Below are 16232 nucleotides of genomic sequence, written 5' to 3'. Positions count from 1 at the left end.
CGCACGTTCCGCGGAACGTGCGCCTTTGCTGCTTACCCGGGGGTTTAGGCGAAGTCGGCCGTGGCCGGATCCGCGCCGTAGCGGGTGCCGTTGTCGAGGGCGTTGAGGGCCTCGATGTCCTCAGCGCTGAGCGTGAGGTCCAGGGACTCCCAGTTTTCCCGGATGCGGGATTCCGTGACGGACTTGGGGATCACGATGTTGCCCAGGGCCAGGTGCCAGGCGATGACCACCTGTGCCGGGGTGGCGCCGTCGTACTTCGCGGCGATTTCCACGAGCTTGGGATCCTCGAGCAGGCCCTTGCCGGAGCCCAGCGGGGACCAGGACTCGTGCAGGATGTTGTGCTCGGCCTCGAAGGCACGCAGATCAGCCTGGTTGAGGTACGGGTGGGTTTCCACCTGGTTCAGGACCGGGACAACGCCGGTGGCGTCGATGATTTCCTGCAGGGCTTCCTTGGTGAAGTTGCAGACGCCGATGGACTTGACGCGGCCCTGCTTCTGCAGCTCAATGAGCGCCTTCCAGGTGTCCACGTACTTGTTCTGCTTCGGCTGCAGCCAGTGGATCAGGTACAGGTCCAGGGTTTCCAGGCCGAGGCGCTCCATGGAGGCGTCGAAGGCCTTCAGGGTCTCTTCGTAGCCCTGGTCCGCGTTCCACACCTTCGTGGTGATGAACATGTCCTCGCGGGGAACGGAGGTGGCGGCAATGGCGCGGCCGACGCCGGCTTCGTTGCCGTAGATCTTGGCCGTGTCGATGTGGCGGTAACCAACCTCGAAGGCCTGCCCCACTACCTTCTCGGCAACGTCATCCTCAACCTGCCACACGCCGTAGCCGAGCTGGGGGATGGTGTTGCCGTCATTAAAAGTCAAAACCGGTGATGTAGTCATAGACACATCCTTGTCCCGTTGCCGGGCAGGTCAAAACGGATAAGCTCACCGCGGAATCCGCTGTGACGTATTCCCGGTTTGGCAAAGATTTTTCCGGAATTTCGGGCCGGGTACCGTTTTTCCGTACAGAGACCGGGCTTTTACCGCTTCGTGATTCCCGCTTCGCGGGCGCTGGTCAGGGCGCGTTCCGCCTCCACCACGTCCTCCTGCACCAGTTCCGCGCGGCGCCGCACATTGTCCAGGCCGGCCGAGGCGATCCCCCAGCGTTCCCCTTCGAGCCGGGACATGGCTGCCGCCTCGGCGGCGGCGGCCAGGGAATTGCCGCTGCGGGACAGTGCCCGGTGGACTGCCGTCAGCGCCCCGGGGATGTTCTGGCCGGTGCTGGGCAGTTCACGCTGCGCGGAGGAGCAGACGTCGCGGACGCGCGGCAGCAGTCCGGCGAGCTCGTTGGCCACGGTCACCAGCTCGTTGTAGATGGCGTCATCCTCCACGCCTTCGAGCATCTGGTAGTACCGGTCCAGCCCGCGGGTGAACCGGTCATGGGCACGCCGCCAGACGCCCTTGCCGAGCTCAGAATCATCTTTCCGCCCCTGCCGGGCGGCTGCAAAAAGTGCCATCTATGTCCTACAGGTACTGGCCGGGGCTCGTTTGTGGTTCCTGCCGCGGGCTGCCGGCCCCCTGGGGTCCCTGCGCGCGGTGCGGTTCCCCGTCATCCCCGATCACAAGACCCGGCGCCAGCATGGTTCCGGGCGGCAGCTGCCGCAGCTGCAGGCGCCCGGCGGCGTGGGTTGCGCTCTGCTGCGCGGCGATGGCCGTCTGGATGCCGCGGAACAGGCCTTCGAGCCAGCCCACCAGCTGGGCCTGCGCAATCCGCAGTTCCGCGTCGGTGGGGGTGGAATCATCGCCGAACGGGAGATTGATCCGGTGCAGCTCGCTGACCAGCTCCGGCGCCAGCCCGTCCTCGAGCTCCTTCAGCGACCGCTCATGGATCTCGGCCAGCCGGTTGCGGGCGGCATCGTCCAGCGGTGCGTTGCGTACCTCGTCCAGCAGCTGCTTGATCATGGTGCCGATCCGCATGACCTTCGCGGGTTCGTCCACCAGCTCGTTGAGTTTGGGCGGACCGGTTTTGCCCTTGGCCTGGCCGGAGGCGTCCTTGGTGTCCGCGGCGGGGTCCGCCTGCCCGCCGGTCTCAGTGCCGGCCGCGGCGGAGGGCGCAGCAGGGAAAAGGCCCGTTCCGTCCCGGTCCGGTGTCTGCGCTGACTTCTGCCCAACAGGAGCGTCCGGGGCCGCCTCGCGGCGGTCGGAGGATCCGTTCTGTTCAGTCATGGCATCAATGCTCTCACGGTTGGCAGTGGTTGCCCCCGGCGGATCAGCTTTCCAGGCGTCTCTCCACCGTTTTTCGCGTAATCACCGTGCAGGCTCCACCCCGCCCGGCATCCAGGCATCCGCGCGAGGTCACACAAGGACACAACGACGGCGGCACCGCACCCGAGGCAATCGGGTGCGGTGCCGCCGTCGTACTCCCGGACAGGCTGGCCGAAGCTAGCAGCAGCGGCCCTCCGGATTGGCATCCTGCCGGTCCATCTTGTCCCTCCAGAAGTCACGCTCGCTCATCAGCGGGGAGCTGCAGCCGGACCGGGCGTGGAAATCCGTGTATTTCCGGTAGGCGTCCTCTCCCATCACGTCACGGAAGAACCGGACAAACCCGGCTACCCCCTGCCGGACGGCGACGGCGGCGCTCATCAGTGCGCCGCCCGTTGGGCGGGCCGATCGGCCTCCGGCAGGGCCTGCCACTGGGCCATGATTTCCTTTTCCGCCGGCGTGGCCAGGAATCCGGCCGGCGCGAACGTCCGGGATGCCACGGCGGGATCTTCAGCGCTCGGAGCGCCGCCGGAACGGAAGGACCGGATGGTGGCCATGATCGCCGTGATGATGACAATGATCGCCAGGGTCACGAACACCACCGAAAGCGTGGTCTGGATGAACGTGTTGCGCACCACCGCTTCCATGGCCTCTACGGTCTTGGCGGTGCCGAAGCTGGTCTTTCCGTCCGCCAGGGCCTGCTGGAACGCCTCGTGGTTGGCCCAGTAGCCGACCGACGGGACCGGGGAGAAGATCTTGTAGAACGACGCCGTGATGGTCACCACCGCGGCGAAGGCCAGCGGCACGGCCACGATCCAGAGCCACTTGAAGGCGTTCTTCTTGGCAATGATCGCCATGCAGATGGCCAGCGCAATGGCGGCCAGGAGCTGGTTGGCAATGCCGAACAGCGGGAACAGCGTATTGATGCCGCCCAGCGGATCGGTGACCCCCATGATCAGGATGGACCCCCAGCCGGCAACCATGATCGCCGTACAGATCCAGGCGCCGGGGCGCCAGGACATGTCCTTGAACTTCGGGGCGACGTTGCCGATGGTGTCCTGCAGCATGAACCGGGCTACGCGGGTTCCGGCGTCCACCGCGGTGAGGATGAACAGGGCCTCGAACATGATCGCGAAGTGGTACCAGAAGGCCATCATGGAAGGCCCGCCGATCAGCGAATGCATGATCGTGGCCAGGCCGACGGCGAGGGTGGGCGCCCCGCCGGTGCGCGAGACGATGGATTCCTCGCCCACGCTGGAGGCCAGCGAGGAGAGCATGTCCGGGGTGAGGTTCACTCCGGCCAGGCCCAGCCCGTTGACGAAGGCGACGGCGCCCTCCACGGTGCCGCCGGTGGCACCGGCGGAGGAGTTCATGGCGAAGTAGATGCCGCGGTCAATCGAGAGGGCGGCCACCAGGGCCATGATGGCGACGAAGGATTCCATCAGCATGCCGCCGTAGCCGATGAAGCGGGTCTGGCGTTCCTTCTCCAACATCTTCGGGGTGGTGCCGGAGGAAATCAGCGCGTGGAAACCGGAAAGCGCGCCGCAGGCGATCGTGACAAAGAGGAACGGGAAAAGCGGTCCGGCAACCACCGGGCCGTCGTCGCGGCTGGCGAACTCGCTGACCGCCGGAACGCTGATCTCCGGGCGGACGATGATGATGGCCACGGCGAGCATCACGATGGTGCCCACCTTCATGAAGGTGGAGAGGTAGTCGCGCGGGGCCAGCAGCAGCCAGACCGGCAGGACGGCGGCAATAAAGCCGTAGATGATGATGCCCCACGCGATGGTGGTGGGTTCCAGGGTCAGGGCGTCGCCCAGCGGGGTGTCGGCAACCCAGCCGCCGGCAATGATGGCCGCGAGCAGGAGCACGAACCCGATGATGGAGACCTCGGTGACCTTGCCGGGACGCAGATAGCGCAGGTACACGCCCATAAACAGGGCGATGGGGATGGTCATGCTGACGGAGAAGACACCCCACGGGCTTTCAGCGAGGGCATTGACCACCACGAGGGCGAGGATGGCCACGATGATGATCATGATGACCAGGGTGGCGATCAGGGCGGCGGTGCCGCCGATGAGTCCCAGTTCATCCCGGGCCATCTGTCCCAGGGACCGTCCGCCGCGGCGCATGGAGAAGAACATCACCAGGTAGTCCTGGACGGCGCCGGCGAGCACCACGCCCACAATGATCCAGATGGTGCCGGGGAGGTAGCCCATCTGCGCGGCCAGGACGGGGCCGACCAGCGGTCCGGCGCCGGCAATGGCAGCGAAGTGGTGGCCGTAGAGGACCCGGCGGTCCGTGGCGGCGTAGTCCTTGCCGTCAGCCTTGTACTCGGCCGGGGTGGCGCGGCGGTCATTGGGCTTGAGCAGCTTCGCTTCGATGAGCTTGGAGTAGAAGCGGTAACCGATGAGGTAGGTGCACACGGCCGCGAACACGAACCAGATGGCGTTCACGGTTTCCCCGCGCACTATGGCGAGCATGGTCCAGCTGAGGCCGCCCAGCAGTGCAATGCCCGCCCAGAGGGCGATCTTTGCGGGCGTCCAGCGCCGGTCCTCCGCGTCGAGGGTTTCCGGGTCCACGGCCACCGGCGGCAGTGCCGGGTCCTGTTCCAGGACGTCGCCGTCCTGTCGCTGCCGGTTGTCGGCCCGGCGCCGTTGATTCTCGCTCATGATGATCCCTTTGGTCTGCGGTGGGTGTCTGCGTTGACATACGTACCGAATGGGGCAGGGAGTGGCCCTGCATCCAAGAGGTTATCAGCGGCTGAGACGGCCGTCACAGACGTACGAAACGGCGGCCGTAATGCTGCGCGGCCGCCGTCGTCGTGGGATCCGGGGGTTTGCCTACACCGTGAGCAGGATTTTGCCTGTGTGCCGGCCGGAATCGAAATACTCGTGGGCGGCGGCAGCTTCGGCCAGCGGGAAGGTGCGGTCCACGAGGGGGCGGATTTGTCCGGCCTCCAGCAGCGGCCAGACGTATTCGCCGACGGCGGCCATGATGGCGCTCTTTTCCTCCACGGGCCGGCCGCGGAGGGTGGTGCCGATAACGGCGGCGCGTTTGGTCATGAGCTGGTTGAGGTTCAGCTCCGCCTTGATGCCGCCCTGCAGGCCAATGACCACCAGGCGGCCGGCGACGGCGAGCGCGTCCAGGTTCCGCTGCAGGTATTTGGCGCCGACCACGTCGAGGATGACGTCCGCCCCGTGCCCGTTGGTTGCGTCCCGGACCGCGTCGACGAAGTCCTGTTCCTTGTAGTTAATGAGCACCTTTGCGCCGAGGGATTCTGCCAGTTCGAGCTTTTCCGCGGACCCGGCGGTGACCATCGGAACGGCATCGAAGGCGGTGACCATCTGGATGGCCATGGTGCCGATGCCGCCGCTGGCGCCGTGGATGAGGACGTAGTCCCCCTCCTTTACCCCGGCGGCCATAAAGAGGTTGGAGAACACAGTGGCAGCCGTTTCCGGCAGGGAGGCGGCCGTGACAACGTCGACGCCGTCCGGCAGGGGCAGCACCTGTCCGGCGGGAACGGCAACCTGTTCGGCATAGCCGCCGCCGGTCAGCAGGGCCACCACTTCGGTGCCCACGGCGAAGCCTTCAACTCCCTCGCCCAGGGCGGCAATCCGGCCGGAGACTTCCAGGCCGGGATATTCGGACGCTCCGGCGGGGACCGGGTAGTGGCCCTGCCGCTGCATCACGTCGGCGCGGTTGATGCCGGCGGCAACGACGTCGATCAGCACCTCGCCCGGTCCGGCCTCGGGTGCGGGCACCTCCTGCAGTTCCAGTGCTTCCGGTCCCCCGGGCGTTCCAATGACAATGGCTTTCATGCTGTCCTTCCTGGTTTAGGGAATTTTGGTGATTTCATCCCTTCTGCCAGACTACATAGTGAGGAAGGTTGTCCGAGCGGCCGATGGAGCTGGTCTTGAAAACCAGTGTGCGGTAACCCCGTACCAAGGGTTCGAATCCCTTACCTTCCGCGCCGACAAGAAAAGCGGCCCCATTCGTGGGGCCGCTTTTCTGTTTAACGGCGAGGAGCGGGTCTCGGGCAGCGGCCGCAGCAGGACGTCGCCTCGCAATAACTTAGGCTTATCCTAAGTAATTGCGTCCTCAGTCCCCCAGCGCATCGGAGCCGCAGCATGTCCCCCCGCATTCAGCCCAACCCTTTCCCGACGCCGGTCCGCATCACCGCACTCACCCTCGCACTTGCCGCTGCGCTTACCGGATGCGGCGCCGGGGACGACGAAGAACCGGCGTCGAACACCGGCGTGCACGGGGTCTCCGAACAGACCGCCGAGCGTGTCCTCCAGGTCAGCTCCGTCCATCCCGAAACCGGCATGACCCTCATCGAAGGCCCGACGTTCGGGCCCGACGGCGGCCTGTTCGTTGTCGATGTCACTGCACCGTCCGGCGACGCGAAGGTCATGCGGGTGGACGTCGAGGAAGGGACCGTTGACCCTGTCTTCACCGAGGGCAACGGCGCCTACACCTCCGCGCAGTTCAGCCCGAAGGACGGCCGGCTCTATCTGACGGACTTTGCCGCCGGAAAAATCGACAGCATTACCGCCGACGGGCAGGACCACCAGACCTTCTTCACCGGCGACGTCGACGGTTCCCCCATGCGCCCGGACGATCTGGCCTTCGACGAGGAGGGCAACCTCTTCGTCAGCGATTCCACCGGCTACGCCGATCCGGCCTGGGAGGCGCAGGGCCGGGTGGTACGGATCGACAAGGACACCGCGGAGGCCACCGTCCTGGCCGGGAACCTGGCTGCCCCGAACGGCATTTCCTTCAGCGAGGACTTCAAGGCGCTGTGGGTCAGCCAGTACATGGACAACCGGATCGACTATCTGGTGCTGAACGAGGACAAGACCGAGGTCACCACCTCCCACCCCGGCATGCACTTCGACGGCGGCACCAGCCAGACGGATTCCAACGCCGTGGATGCCGACGGCAACGTGTACCAGGCCGTCCACGGGCAGCCGCGCATTTTCGTCTACAGCCCCACGGGTGAGCTGCTGTCCACCGTCACCGTCCCGGCCGACGACGACGAGGACGGCCTCACCTCGGCCACCAATATCGCCATCAAGCCAGGCACCAACGAGGCCTACCTGACGGTCAGCGGCCCTTCCGGCGGCTTCATCTACGAATTCGACGCTCTGTCCAACGGCATCCGCCAATCAAACGGCGGCTAACCAATACGCCCCACCAACAGCAGCACGGATAAGTTTCGGGCGGTTGATCCTAGGAATGCCCACACTGAGTGCCAGGCGTGTGTACCCCCGCAGGGGCCTGGCGGAGGCGGCTTTAATATTCCAAGCGAGCTCTGCGAGCGCCGGAATTTCGTTGCCGCCGGAGCCAGGCCCCGCAGGTGAGCGGGGCTGCCGCCGGGCTCAGCAGGTGAGCCGCGGCGCGGCCTGGCCCAGCAGACGGCGCAGCAGGCGAACCTTACGCCGGCACCCCGGCAGCCTCCGTCACCAGCACCTCATCGATGCTCTCCTCCCGCCACTGCTTCAGCAACCGGTGGAACACCACCGGCCCGGGGCTGAAGGAGAAGCTGACGGGCGGCGGGTTGCCCTCTCGGTTGTAGTAGCCCGGCGTGCATTCGGCGGCGAACTTGCGGTTGTCCGCGGAGGTCCGCTGGATGGTTTCGCACCAGGCAGCCTCGGCTTCCGCCGTCGGCTCGATGTAGCGGGCTCCTGCCTCCCGTCCGGCGCCGATGACGGCGGCAATGTGGTTCGCCTGTTCCAGCAGGATGTGGGCGAAGTTCACCGAGTTGGCGTTCTGCATTGAGCCGAGGTGGAACAGGTTTGGGAAACCGTGCGTGTAGAAGCCGTGCAGGGTGCGCGGTCCGCGGCTCCACGTTTCCAGCAGGGTGGATCCGCCGCGTCCGGTCACCGGCAGGGCGCCGGAGGTGACACCGGAGATGCCTACCTCGAAGCCCGTGGCGAAGACGATGCAGTCAACCTCGTATTCCTCGTCGCCCACAACGATGGTGTTCTCGGTGATGCGGGTGATGCCGCCGAAGTCCGCCGTGTCCACCAGCGTCACGTTGGGAAGGTTGAAGGTCTCCAGGTAGTAGTCGCTGAAGGTCGGGCGCTTGCACATGTAGCGGTACCAGGGCTTGAGCATCTCAGCCGTCTTCGGATCATAGACTTCCTCGTCCACCCGGGCACGGATGGAGTTCATTTTCCGGAAGTCGACGAGTTCGTCGAGGCGTTCGCGTTCTTCTGCAGATACGGATTTGTCGACGGCGCCGCTGATCATCTTGCGGTGCAGCTGCGGGACGGAGGTCCAGCCGTCCCGGGTGAGGTCCTGTTCCACCGGTTCCCCGGAGACCACGGCAAGGAAGTTCTCCATGCGTTCCTTCTGCCAGCCCGGCTTCAGGGAGGCGGCCCAGGCCGGGTCGGTGGGGCGGTTGTTCCGGATGTCCACGGACGACGGTGTGCGCTGGAAGACCAGGAGCTGCCCGGCGTCGCGCGCCACCATGGGAATCACCTGGATACCCGTGGCGCCGGTGCCGACCACGGCCACCTTCTTGTCCGCGAGTCCCGTGAGGTTACCGGACTGGTCTCCCCCGGTGTAGCCGTAGTCCCACCGGCTGGTGTGGAAGGTGTGCCCCTTGAAGGAGTCGATGCCCGGGATGCCCGGCAGCTTCGGCTGGGTGAGCGTTCCCGAGGAGGTGATCACGTAGCGGGCACGCATTGAGTCCCCGCGGTCGGTGGTGACGATCCATTCCAGCGCTTCGTCGTCCCAGGCCAGGCCGGTGACACGGGTGTGGAAAACGGTGTCGCGGTACAGGTCGAAGCGTTCGGCGATGGCCACGGCGTGCCGGCGGATTTCCTCGCCCCGCGCGTAACGCTCGGTGGGCATGTAACCCACTTCTTCGAGCAGCGGCATGTAGACGTAGGACTGAATGTCACAGCGGATTCCGGGGTAGCGGTTCCAGTACCAGGTGCCGCCGAAATCCCCGGCCTCATCCATCATGCGAATGCTCTCGACGCCGGCCTCCCGGAGCCGGGCGCCCGTGGTCAGGCCGCCGAAACCGCCGCCGATCACCAGCACCTCCACGGCGTCGGTCAGCGGGTCCCGTTCGGTGCGCGGGGTGTAGGGATCGGTGGCGTAGTAGCCGAACTTTCCCTTGGCTGGCTGGTACTGGGTGGCGCCGTCCGGACGGATCCGCCGGTCCCGTTCCGCCTTGTACTTTGCCCGAAGGCCCTCTACATCCAGTCCTTCTTCGGTGTGCTCGTACGCTATGGGGGTTTGCGTGCTGCTCATGTGTGTCCTTACTTAGCTTGCGCATGCCCGGGGCAGGATCCGGGGGAAGGACAACGACGCCGGTGCGCGGAGTCCGTCTCGCTCCGAACGCCGGCCGCCGGGGACGCCGGTATATCTCAGACCGCCAAAAACGGTTAGTCCCACACTAACTAATTTCGCGGGGTGTTTGCTGACACCGTGTTTGCCGGCACGTCCGGGGCCACTACGGTGAACTCATGACCGACGGAAGTAATGTGCAGCACGAGCGCGAACGGGTGCTGCACAGTCTCGAACAACTCACCGACTCACTGCAGTCAACGGCCCTGCCCGCTTTCCTCGATCCACTGCTGGCCACGGACCTGACGGTGCGCCAGTTAAAGGTCCTGACCGTTCTGGTGGCCACGGAGGAGGGCGCCACAGGCCGGGGCCTCTCGGAGTCCTTCGGCGTCTCGATGGCCTCCATGTCCGGCCTGATCGACCGGCTCGTTGCCCAGGGCGTCGCCGTCCGCTCGGAGGACACCCGGGATGCGCGCGTACGGCGGGTGAAGGCGACGCCGCTGGGCCGGACAGTGGTGCGCCGGCTCGTGGCCGGACGCCCGGAGCTGAATCTGGAGATTCTCTCGCGGTTGTCAATGGACGACCTGCGGGCGCTCGAGCAGGGCATGCGCGCCGTTCATACCGAGGTCAACCGGGCAGAGGGCGCCGTCTAGGCCCGGCCGGACGTTGTCCGCCCGCAGCTCGTCCACTACCTGCAGCACGCGCTGGTTCGATCAGGTTCACGCGCCCCGGTGCGCGCCAAACGGCGTCGGGCGCCGCCCTTTCGTTACCGAGTAGTAACCGTGGCCGGAAGTGGGAGTGCCAGCCCGTAGACTGTGCTGGCGATCACTTTTCCGCCTCCTCGGGGGACGCGGCGGAACCTTCCCGGCTCGTGCATTGACGGACGACACCGGACGGACACCTGCTCGTAACCTGCCCCACCTAGCATCACCATTGTCACCACTCGCTGCATCCCCTGCCGCCATTATGCGCGGCCATTACCCGTCGGCCCCAGCGGCCGACCAAGGAGTATGAGGCATGAGACCTTCAATCCGGAAGGCTGCGCTCGGAACCGCCCTGTCAGTCGGCCTGCTTGCCGCGCCGCTGACCGCGTTCCCGGCCTACGCCCAGGACGGCGCCGCTGCCGTTCCCGGCATCATCATCAACGAGGCATATTTGTCCGGCGGCAGCGCCAATGCCCCGTTCACCACCAAATTCGTTGAGCTCTACAACCCCACGAGCGAAACGGTAAGCCTGGACGGCTGGTCCCTCCAGTACCGGGCCGCAAACGCCACCGCCGCTCCCACCGGAATCGGTTCCCTCTCCGGCAGCATTGCTCCGGGCGGTTACTACCTGGTCTCCGGTGCCAGCAACGGCACCGCCGGTGCCGCCCTGCCGAACGCTGACGCCACCATCGGCGCCAGCTTTGCCGGCGGCGGCGGCACCCTGATCCTCTCCAACCAGGGCACCCGCGTTGACCCCCTGCCGACCGGCTCCGTTGTTGGCGCTCCGGGAGTGGTTGACCTGCTCGGCTACGGCACCTCCAACACCTTCGAGACCGCGGGCGCAGCAGCTCCCGCCGGCAACTCTGATCCGAAGTCGCTGAACCGCACCGGATTCCGCGATTCGAACAACAATGCCGCCGACTTCAGCCTCAGCGCCTCGGTCACCCCCACCTCCTCGGCCGGCACGGCTCCCACCGAGCCCGTCCCCACGCCTACCCCCACCCCCACGACGCCGGCGCCTGTGCCGCTGCCGGGGAACGTGGTTCCGATCGCCGAGATCCAGGGCACCGGCGCAGCCAGCCCGATGATCGGCCAGACCGTCACCACGCGCGGCAAGGTCACCGGTGTCTATCCCACCGGCGGTTTCAACGGCTACTACATCCAGACCCCGGGCACCGGCGGTGACATCACTCCCGCCACGCACACCGCATCGGACGGCATCTTCATCTTCTCGGCGGAAACCGCGGGTTCCGTGGCCGCCGGCGATTACGTCGAGGTCACCGGCACCGTCGGCGAGTACTACAACCTCACGCAGCTCACCGTCGCCGGCGGCGCCATGACCAAACTCAGCGAAGCAGCACCCGAGGTCAAGCCCGCCGCCACCACCTGGCCGGCAACGGAGGAACAGCGTGAAACCTTCGAGGGCATGCTGCTGGCACCCCAGGGGGACTTCACCGTCACCGACAACTTCTCCCTGAACCAGTACGCGGAAATCGGCCTCGCCGCCGGTACCGCTCCCCTTGTCCAGCCCACCGCGGTAGCCCCCGTCGGTTCCCCGGAGCACGCCGCCGTCGTCGCCGACAACGCTGCGCGCGCCGTGAAGCTCGACGACGGCGCCAGCACCAATTTCCTCAGCGCAGCGAACCAGGGCACACCCCTGCCGTACCTGACGCCGGAGAATCCGGTCCGGGTGGGCTCGGCCGCCACCTTCAGCACCGGCGTCATCCTGGACTTCCGCAACAGCGCCTGGAAATTCCAGCCGCTGACCGAACTGACGCAGGCCAACGCGGCCACCGTCACGCCGGCGTCGTTCACCAACACCCGCACCACCGCACCCGAGAGCGTGGGCGGCAACCTGAAGCTGGCGTCCTTCAACGTCCTCAACTACTTCACCACCACCGGTGACACCCTGTCCGGTTGCTCGTTCTACAAGAACCGCAGCGGCGAACCCGTCACCGTGAACGGCGGCTGCGACGCCCGCGGCGCCGCCAACGCCGCGAACCTGGAACGCCAGCAGGCCAAGATCGTCGCCGCGATCAACGCCCTGGGTGCCGACGTCGTTTCGCTGATGGAGGTCGAGAACTCGGCCAAGTTCGGCAAGAACCGCGACGACGCCCTGTCCCGCCTGGTAGCAGCCCTCAATGCGCAGGCACCGGGAACCTGGGACTACGTCCGCTCCCCCGCAGCCCTGCCCGCTGACGAAGACGTGATTCGCTCCGCCTTCATCTACCGCACTGCAACGGCTGAGACGGTCGGCGAATCCACCATCCTGAACAACGAAGCGGTCTTCTCCAACGCCCGCGAACCGCTGGCCCAGGCGTTCCGCCCCGCCGGCGGTGAAGACGGCACGGAAATCCTCGCCGTCACCAACCACTTCAAGTCCAAGGGATCAGCGCCGGCCTCCGGCGAGAATGCCGACACCGGCCAGGGCGGCTGGAACGCTGACCGCGTCCGCCAGGCGCAGGCACTGGTGGACTTCACCAAAACCGTGTCGGAGAAGGCCGGAACGGACAAGGTGTTCCTGCTCGGCGATTTCAATGCCTACCACGCAGAGGACCCCATCAAGGTGCTGGTCGATGCCGGCTACGTTGACCTGGGCGCCGCCACCGGCAAGCACTCCTACGCCTACAGCGGCACCGTCGGCAGCCTGGACCACATCCTGGCATCCCCGGCAGCCAATGAGGCCGTCACCGGCACGGACATCTGGAACATCAACTCCGTAGAGTCCGCGGCCTTCGAATACAGCCGCTACAACTACAACGCAACCGATTTCTACGCCCCCAATCCCTACCGGGCCTCGGACCATGACCCGATCCTCGTCGGCATGGACCTGACCGCCGAGGGTACGGACACCGCCACGGTGAACCTGCTGAACATCAATGACTTCCACGGACGGATCGACGCCAACACGGTGCCGTTCGCCGGAACCGTTGAGGAACTGAAGGCCGGCGCACCGGAGGGCAGCTCGCTGTTCCTCTCGGCCGGCGACAACATCGGAGCGTCCCTGTTCGCCTCCTCGGTGCAGCAGGACCAGCCCACCATTGATGTCCTGAATGCCCTTGGGCTGCGGGCCTCGGCGGTCGGCAACCACGAGTTCGACGGCGGCTTCGCCGACCTCACCGACCGCGTGGCGCCGGCAGCGGAGTTCCCTTACCTGGGCGCAAACGTCTACACCAAGGGCACCACCACTCCTGCGCTGCAGGAATACGAGATCCTCGACGTCAACGGCGTGAAGGTTGCCGTCATCGGCGCCATCACGCAGGAGACGGCCAGCCTGGTCAGCCCGGGCGGCATCGCCAACCTGGACTTCGGTGATCCCGTGGAAGCGGTCAACCGGGTAGCCGAGCAGCTGGTGGAGCAGGATCTCGCCGACGTCATCGTTGCCGAATACCACGAGGGTGCCGGCAGCGGCACTCCCGACGGCGCCAACCTGGATCAGGAGCTCGCTGACGGCGGTGCCTTCGCGGAAATCGTGAATGACACCACCGAACTGGTGGATGCCATCTACACCGGCCACACCCACAAGCAGTACGCCTGGGATGCAGCCGTTCCCGGCACCGACGGCAAGACCCGCCCGGTGGTGCAGACCGGTTCCTACGGCGAATTCGTCGGCCAGATCCGCCTCGAGTACAACAAGGAAACCGACGAGGTACTGTCCTACACCGCAGCCAACGTGGCCCGCACCACGACGCCCGCTCCGGCACTCGTAGCTGCGTACCCGGCGGTTGCCGAAGTGCAGCGGATTGTGGATGCCGCCGTGGCGTACTCGGCCGAGGTGGGCAACCAGCCCATCGGTTCCGTCACCGCTGACATCACCTCGGCCTTCGTGGGTACCGCCCGCGATGACCGCAGCTCCGAATCCACTCTCGGTGCCCTGGTGGCCGGCTCACTGTTGTCCACCCTTTCCGCTCCCGAGCGCGGCGGCGCCGAAATCGGTGTCACCAATCCGGGCGGCCTGCGTGCCGAGCTGTACTACGGCGAGGACGGTGTGATCACCTACGCGGAGGCCAACGCAGTCCTGCCCTTCGTCAACAACCTCTGGACCACCACCCTGACCGGTGCCCAGCTGAAGACGATGCTGGAACAGCAGTGGCAGCCGGAAGGCAGCTCACGTGCCTTCCTGGCCCTCGGCCTTTCCGACAACATCACCTACACCTTTGATGCCGACCAGCCCCGGGGCTCACGGATCCAGAGCATCACCGTCAACGGTGCCGCCGTGGACCCGGCCCGCGATTACCGGGTGGGTACGTTCAGCTTCCTCGCCCAGGGCGGAGACAACTTCACCGTCTTCAACGAGGGCAAGGACACCCGGGACAGCGGGCTGGTGGACCGTGACGCCTGGATCAGCTACCTGTCAGCCAACAGTCCGCTCTCCCCCGATTTCGCCCGCCAGGGTGTAGCCGTCAAGGGCGCGCCTAAGGCCATCAAGGCCGGAACGGCGGCGACCTTCACCGTCGCCCAGCTGAATCTGACCTCGCTGGGCAGCCCGGCCAACACCTCGCTGGCCGTCAGCTACGTGAATGCCGCCGGCACTGCCACGTCCCTGGGAACGGCACCGGTCAGCGCCGGTTCCGCCACCGTGACGGTGACCGTTCCGGCGTCGGCGTCCGGGGCCGGAGCCCTCGTGCTCAAGGCCGCCGAATCCGGCACAACGGTGACCCTCCCGGTCACCGTCGAAAAGGCAGCCGCAACGCCGGCGCCGGTCTGCAAGGCGCCGGTGCCGCCCAAGCAGTGGTGGGATGTGCGCGGCTGGGTCCGGTACGCCTACGAACTGACGCAGTACGTGCTGTGCCTGGCGGGCCGGAAGTAACGGTCCACGGATAACAGCAGGAACAGAAAGCGCCGCTCCGGATTTTCCGGGGCGGCGTTTTCTGTTCCCGCGCAGCTTTGCCCGGCCGGCCACCCGGTCCGGTTATGGTGGTGGTCCGCGCAGTCAACAGCGCGGGCCGGCAGTGGAACAGGAGCCTTCCGCATGGACCATGATCCGCAGACCCCGGAGCATCCGCTGAAACAGGGTGCAGCGGGCAGCCAGGCTCCCGGTCCGGACGGCCGGCGCGGCATGGTCCGGCGCAGCACGGTCCGGAGCCACGGTGCAGAATTGGCGGTGTACGAATACGGGGTCCTTGATGCCGAGCTGCCCGGCATCCTGCTGGTCCATGGCTACCCCGATGACCACCGGGTGTTCGACGGCGCGGTGGAACGCCTCGCCGCGGACCGGCACGTAATCACGTATGACACCCGGAACGCCGGGGCCTCCCGGCTATCCGGTGATACTGCGGACGGGCATCCGCTCAGCGCCTACCGCCTGGAACTCCTGGTGGAGGATCTGTATGCCGTTCTCGACGCCACCGGCACCGGATCCGTGCACCTGGTGGGCCACGACTGGGGATCCATCCAGGGCTGGGCCGCGATCCAGGATCCCCGCGCCTCCGGCAGGATCCTCAGCTACAGCAGCATTTCGGGGCCCGACCTCGGACACTTCCGCCGGTGGTTCAGGACGCGGCTTCGCTCCCCCCGGCTCTGGCCGCAGGCACTGATGCAGGCGGCGCGCAGCTGGTACGTGGCGGCCTTCCAGCTACCGGTACTGCCCGAGGCTGCATGGAAGTACCTCCTGACCGCCGGGTATGAGAAGCGCGCCGGCCGGAAAATCGGAGACAACGGTGTGCGGGGGCTGCAGCTCTACCGGGCCAACATGCTCCGGCCCGTCGGGTCCCTGCCGGACGGCGGCTGGGCCGGTCCGGTGCAGGTGATCGTTCCGCTAAAGGATCCGTTCCTTTCACCGAAGCTGGTTTCCGGGCTGCAGGAACACTTTCCCGGGGTGACGGTTACCCGGGTACACGCAGGTCACTGGTGGCCGGAGCGCCGCAGCGAGGACTTTGCCGCACTACTGCTCCGGTGGTTTGCTGCCCATCCCGACGGCTCTGTGTAGCCGTTCCCGACCCCGGACCCTGGGTCGGCTGTCGACGGCACGGTGCGAAAC

The 16232-nt window shown here is 66.4% G+C and carries 11 protein-coding genes and 1 tRNA gene; 5 read left to right on the top strand and 7 right to left on the bottom strand.

The features are described 5' to 3' along the window. Positions 1 to 44 precede the first annotated feature (44 nt). From GD627_RS15555 to GD627_RS15530, 6 genes are all read right to left on the bottom strand, one after another. On the bottom strand, positions 45 to 881 hold the full coding sequence (locus GD627_RS15555) for an aldo/keto reductase (protein WP_152273285.1): 837 nt from the start codon (positions 879 to 881) through the stop codon (positions 45 to 47). Positions 882 to 1021: 140 nt separating this feature from the next. Continuing rightward, positions 1022 to 1498, bottom strand: coding sequence for a hypothetical protein (locus GD627_RS15550; protein WP_152273284.1), 477 nt, complete (start codon positions 1496 to 1498; stop codon positions 1022 to 1024). 7 nt (positions 1499 to 1505) lie between these two features. Beyond that, a complete protein-coding gene (locus tag GD627_RS15545; RefSeq protein ID WP_152273283.1) occupies positions 1506 to 2207 on the bottom strand; it encodes a bacterial proteasome activator family protein in 702 nt (233 codons plus the stop codon). Positions 2208 to 2423: 216 nt separating this feature from the next. After that, positions 2424 to 2624, bottom strand: coding sequence for a YbdD/YjiX family protein (locus tag GD627_RS15540; RefSeq protein ID WP_146364151.1), 201 nt, complete (start codon positions 2622 to 2624; stop codon positions 2424 to 2426). Beyond that, positions 2624 to 4915, bottom strand: a complete 2292-nt coding sequence (locus GD627_RS15535; RefSeq protein ID WP_152273282.1) for a carbon starvation CstA family protein — start codon at positions 4913 to 4915, stop codon at positions 2624 to 2626. The genes GD627_RS15540 and GD627_RS15535 overlap by 1 nt, the downstream gene beginning before the upstream one ends. A gap of 171 nt (positions 4916 to 5086) precedes the next feature. Beyond that, positions 5087 to 6064 (bottom strand): NAD(P)H-quinone oxidoreductase, encoded by a 978-nt coding sequence (locus GD627_RS15530; RefSeq protein WP_152273281.1) that lies wholly within the window; start codon positions 6062 to 6064, stop codon positions 5087 to 5089. 62 nt (positions 6065 to 6126) lie between these two features. On the opposite strand from GD627_RS15530, the gene GD627_RS15525 reads away from it, so the two are divergent. Continuing rightward, positions 6127 to 6214, top strand: a tRNA-Ser gene (locus tag GD627_RS15525). 159 nt (positions 6215 to 6373) lie between these two features. Next, on the top strand, positions 6374 to 7429 hold the full coding sequence (locus GD627_RS15520; protein WP_152273280.1) for an SMP-30/gluconolactonase/LRE family protein: 1056 nt from the start codon (positions 6374 to 6376) through the stop codon (positions 7427 to 7429). Positions 7430 to 7682: 253 nt separating this feature from the next. Here the strand turns inward: GD627_RS15520 and GD627_RS15515 are convergent, their stop codons facing one another. Continuing rightward, positions 7683 to 9512 (bottom strand): flavin-containing monooxygenase, encoded by a 1830-nt coding sequence (locus tag GD627_RS15515; protein WP_152273279.1) that lies wholly within the window; start codon positions 9510 to 9512, stop codon positions 7683 to 7685. A 215-nt stretch (positions 9513 to 9727) separates the two neighbouring features. Here GD627_RS15515 and GD627_RS15510 point away from each other — a divergent pair, with 215 nt between their 5' ends. From GD627_RS15510 to GD627_RS15500, 3 genes are all read left to right on the top strand, one after another. Next, positions 9728 to 10201, top strand: a complete 474-nt coding sequence (locus GD627_RS15510; RefSeq protein ID WP_152273278.1) for a MarR family winged helix-turn-helix transcriptional regulator — start codon at positions 9728 to 9730, stop codon at positions 10199 to 10201. Positions 10202 to 10565: 364 nt separating this feature from the next. Further along, on the top strand, positions 10566 to 15062 hold the full coding sequence (locus GD627_RS15505; protein ID WP_152273277.1) for an ExeM/NucH family extracellular endonuclease: 4497 nt from the start codon (positions 10566 to 10568) through the stop codon (positions 15060 to 15062). A 162-nt stretch (positions 15063 to 15224) separates the two neighbouring features. Further along, on the top strand, positions 15225 to 16181 hold the full coding sequence (locus tag GD627_RS15500) for an alpha/beta fold hydrolase (protein ID WP_246165559.1): 957 nt from the start codon (positions 15225 to 15227) through the stop codon (positions 16179 to 16181). The last annotated feature ends 51 nt before the right edge of the window (positions 16182 to 16232 follow it).

Origin of the sequence: Arthrobacter yangruifuii (genome assembly GCF_009192775.1) — a bacterium.
Classification (GTDB): domain Bacteria; phylum Actinomycetota; class Actinomycetes; order Actinomycetales; family Micrococcaceae; genus Arthrobacter_B; species Arthrobacter_B yangruifuii.
Note: the sequence above shows the minus strand (reverse complement) of the source record. Positions and strands in the feature narration are given on the sequence as shown.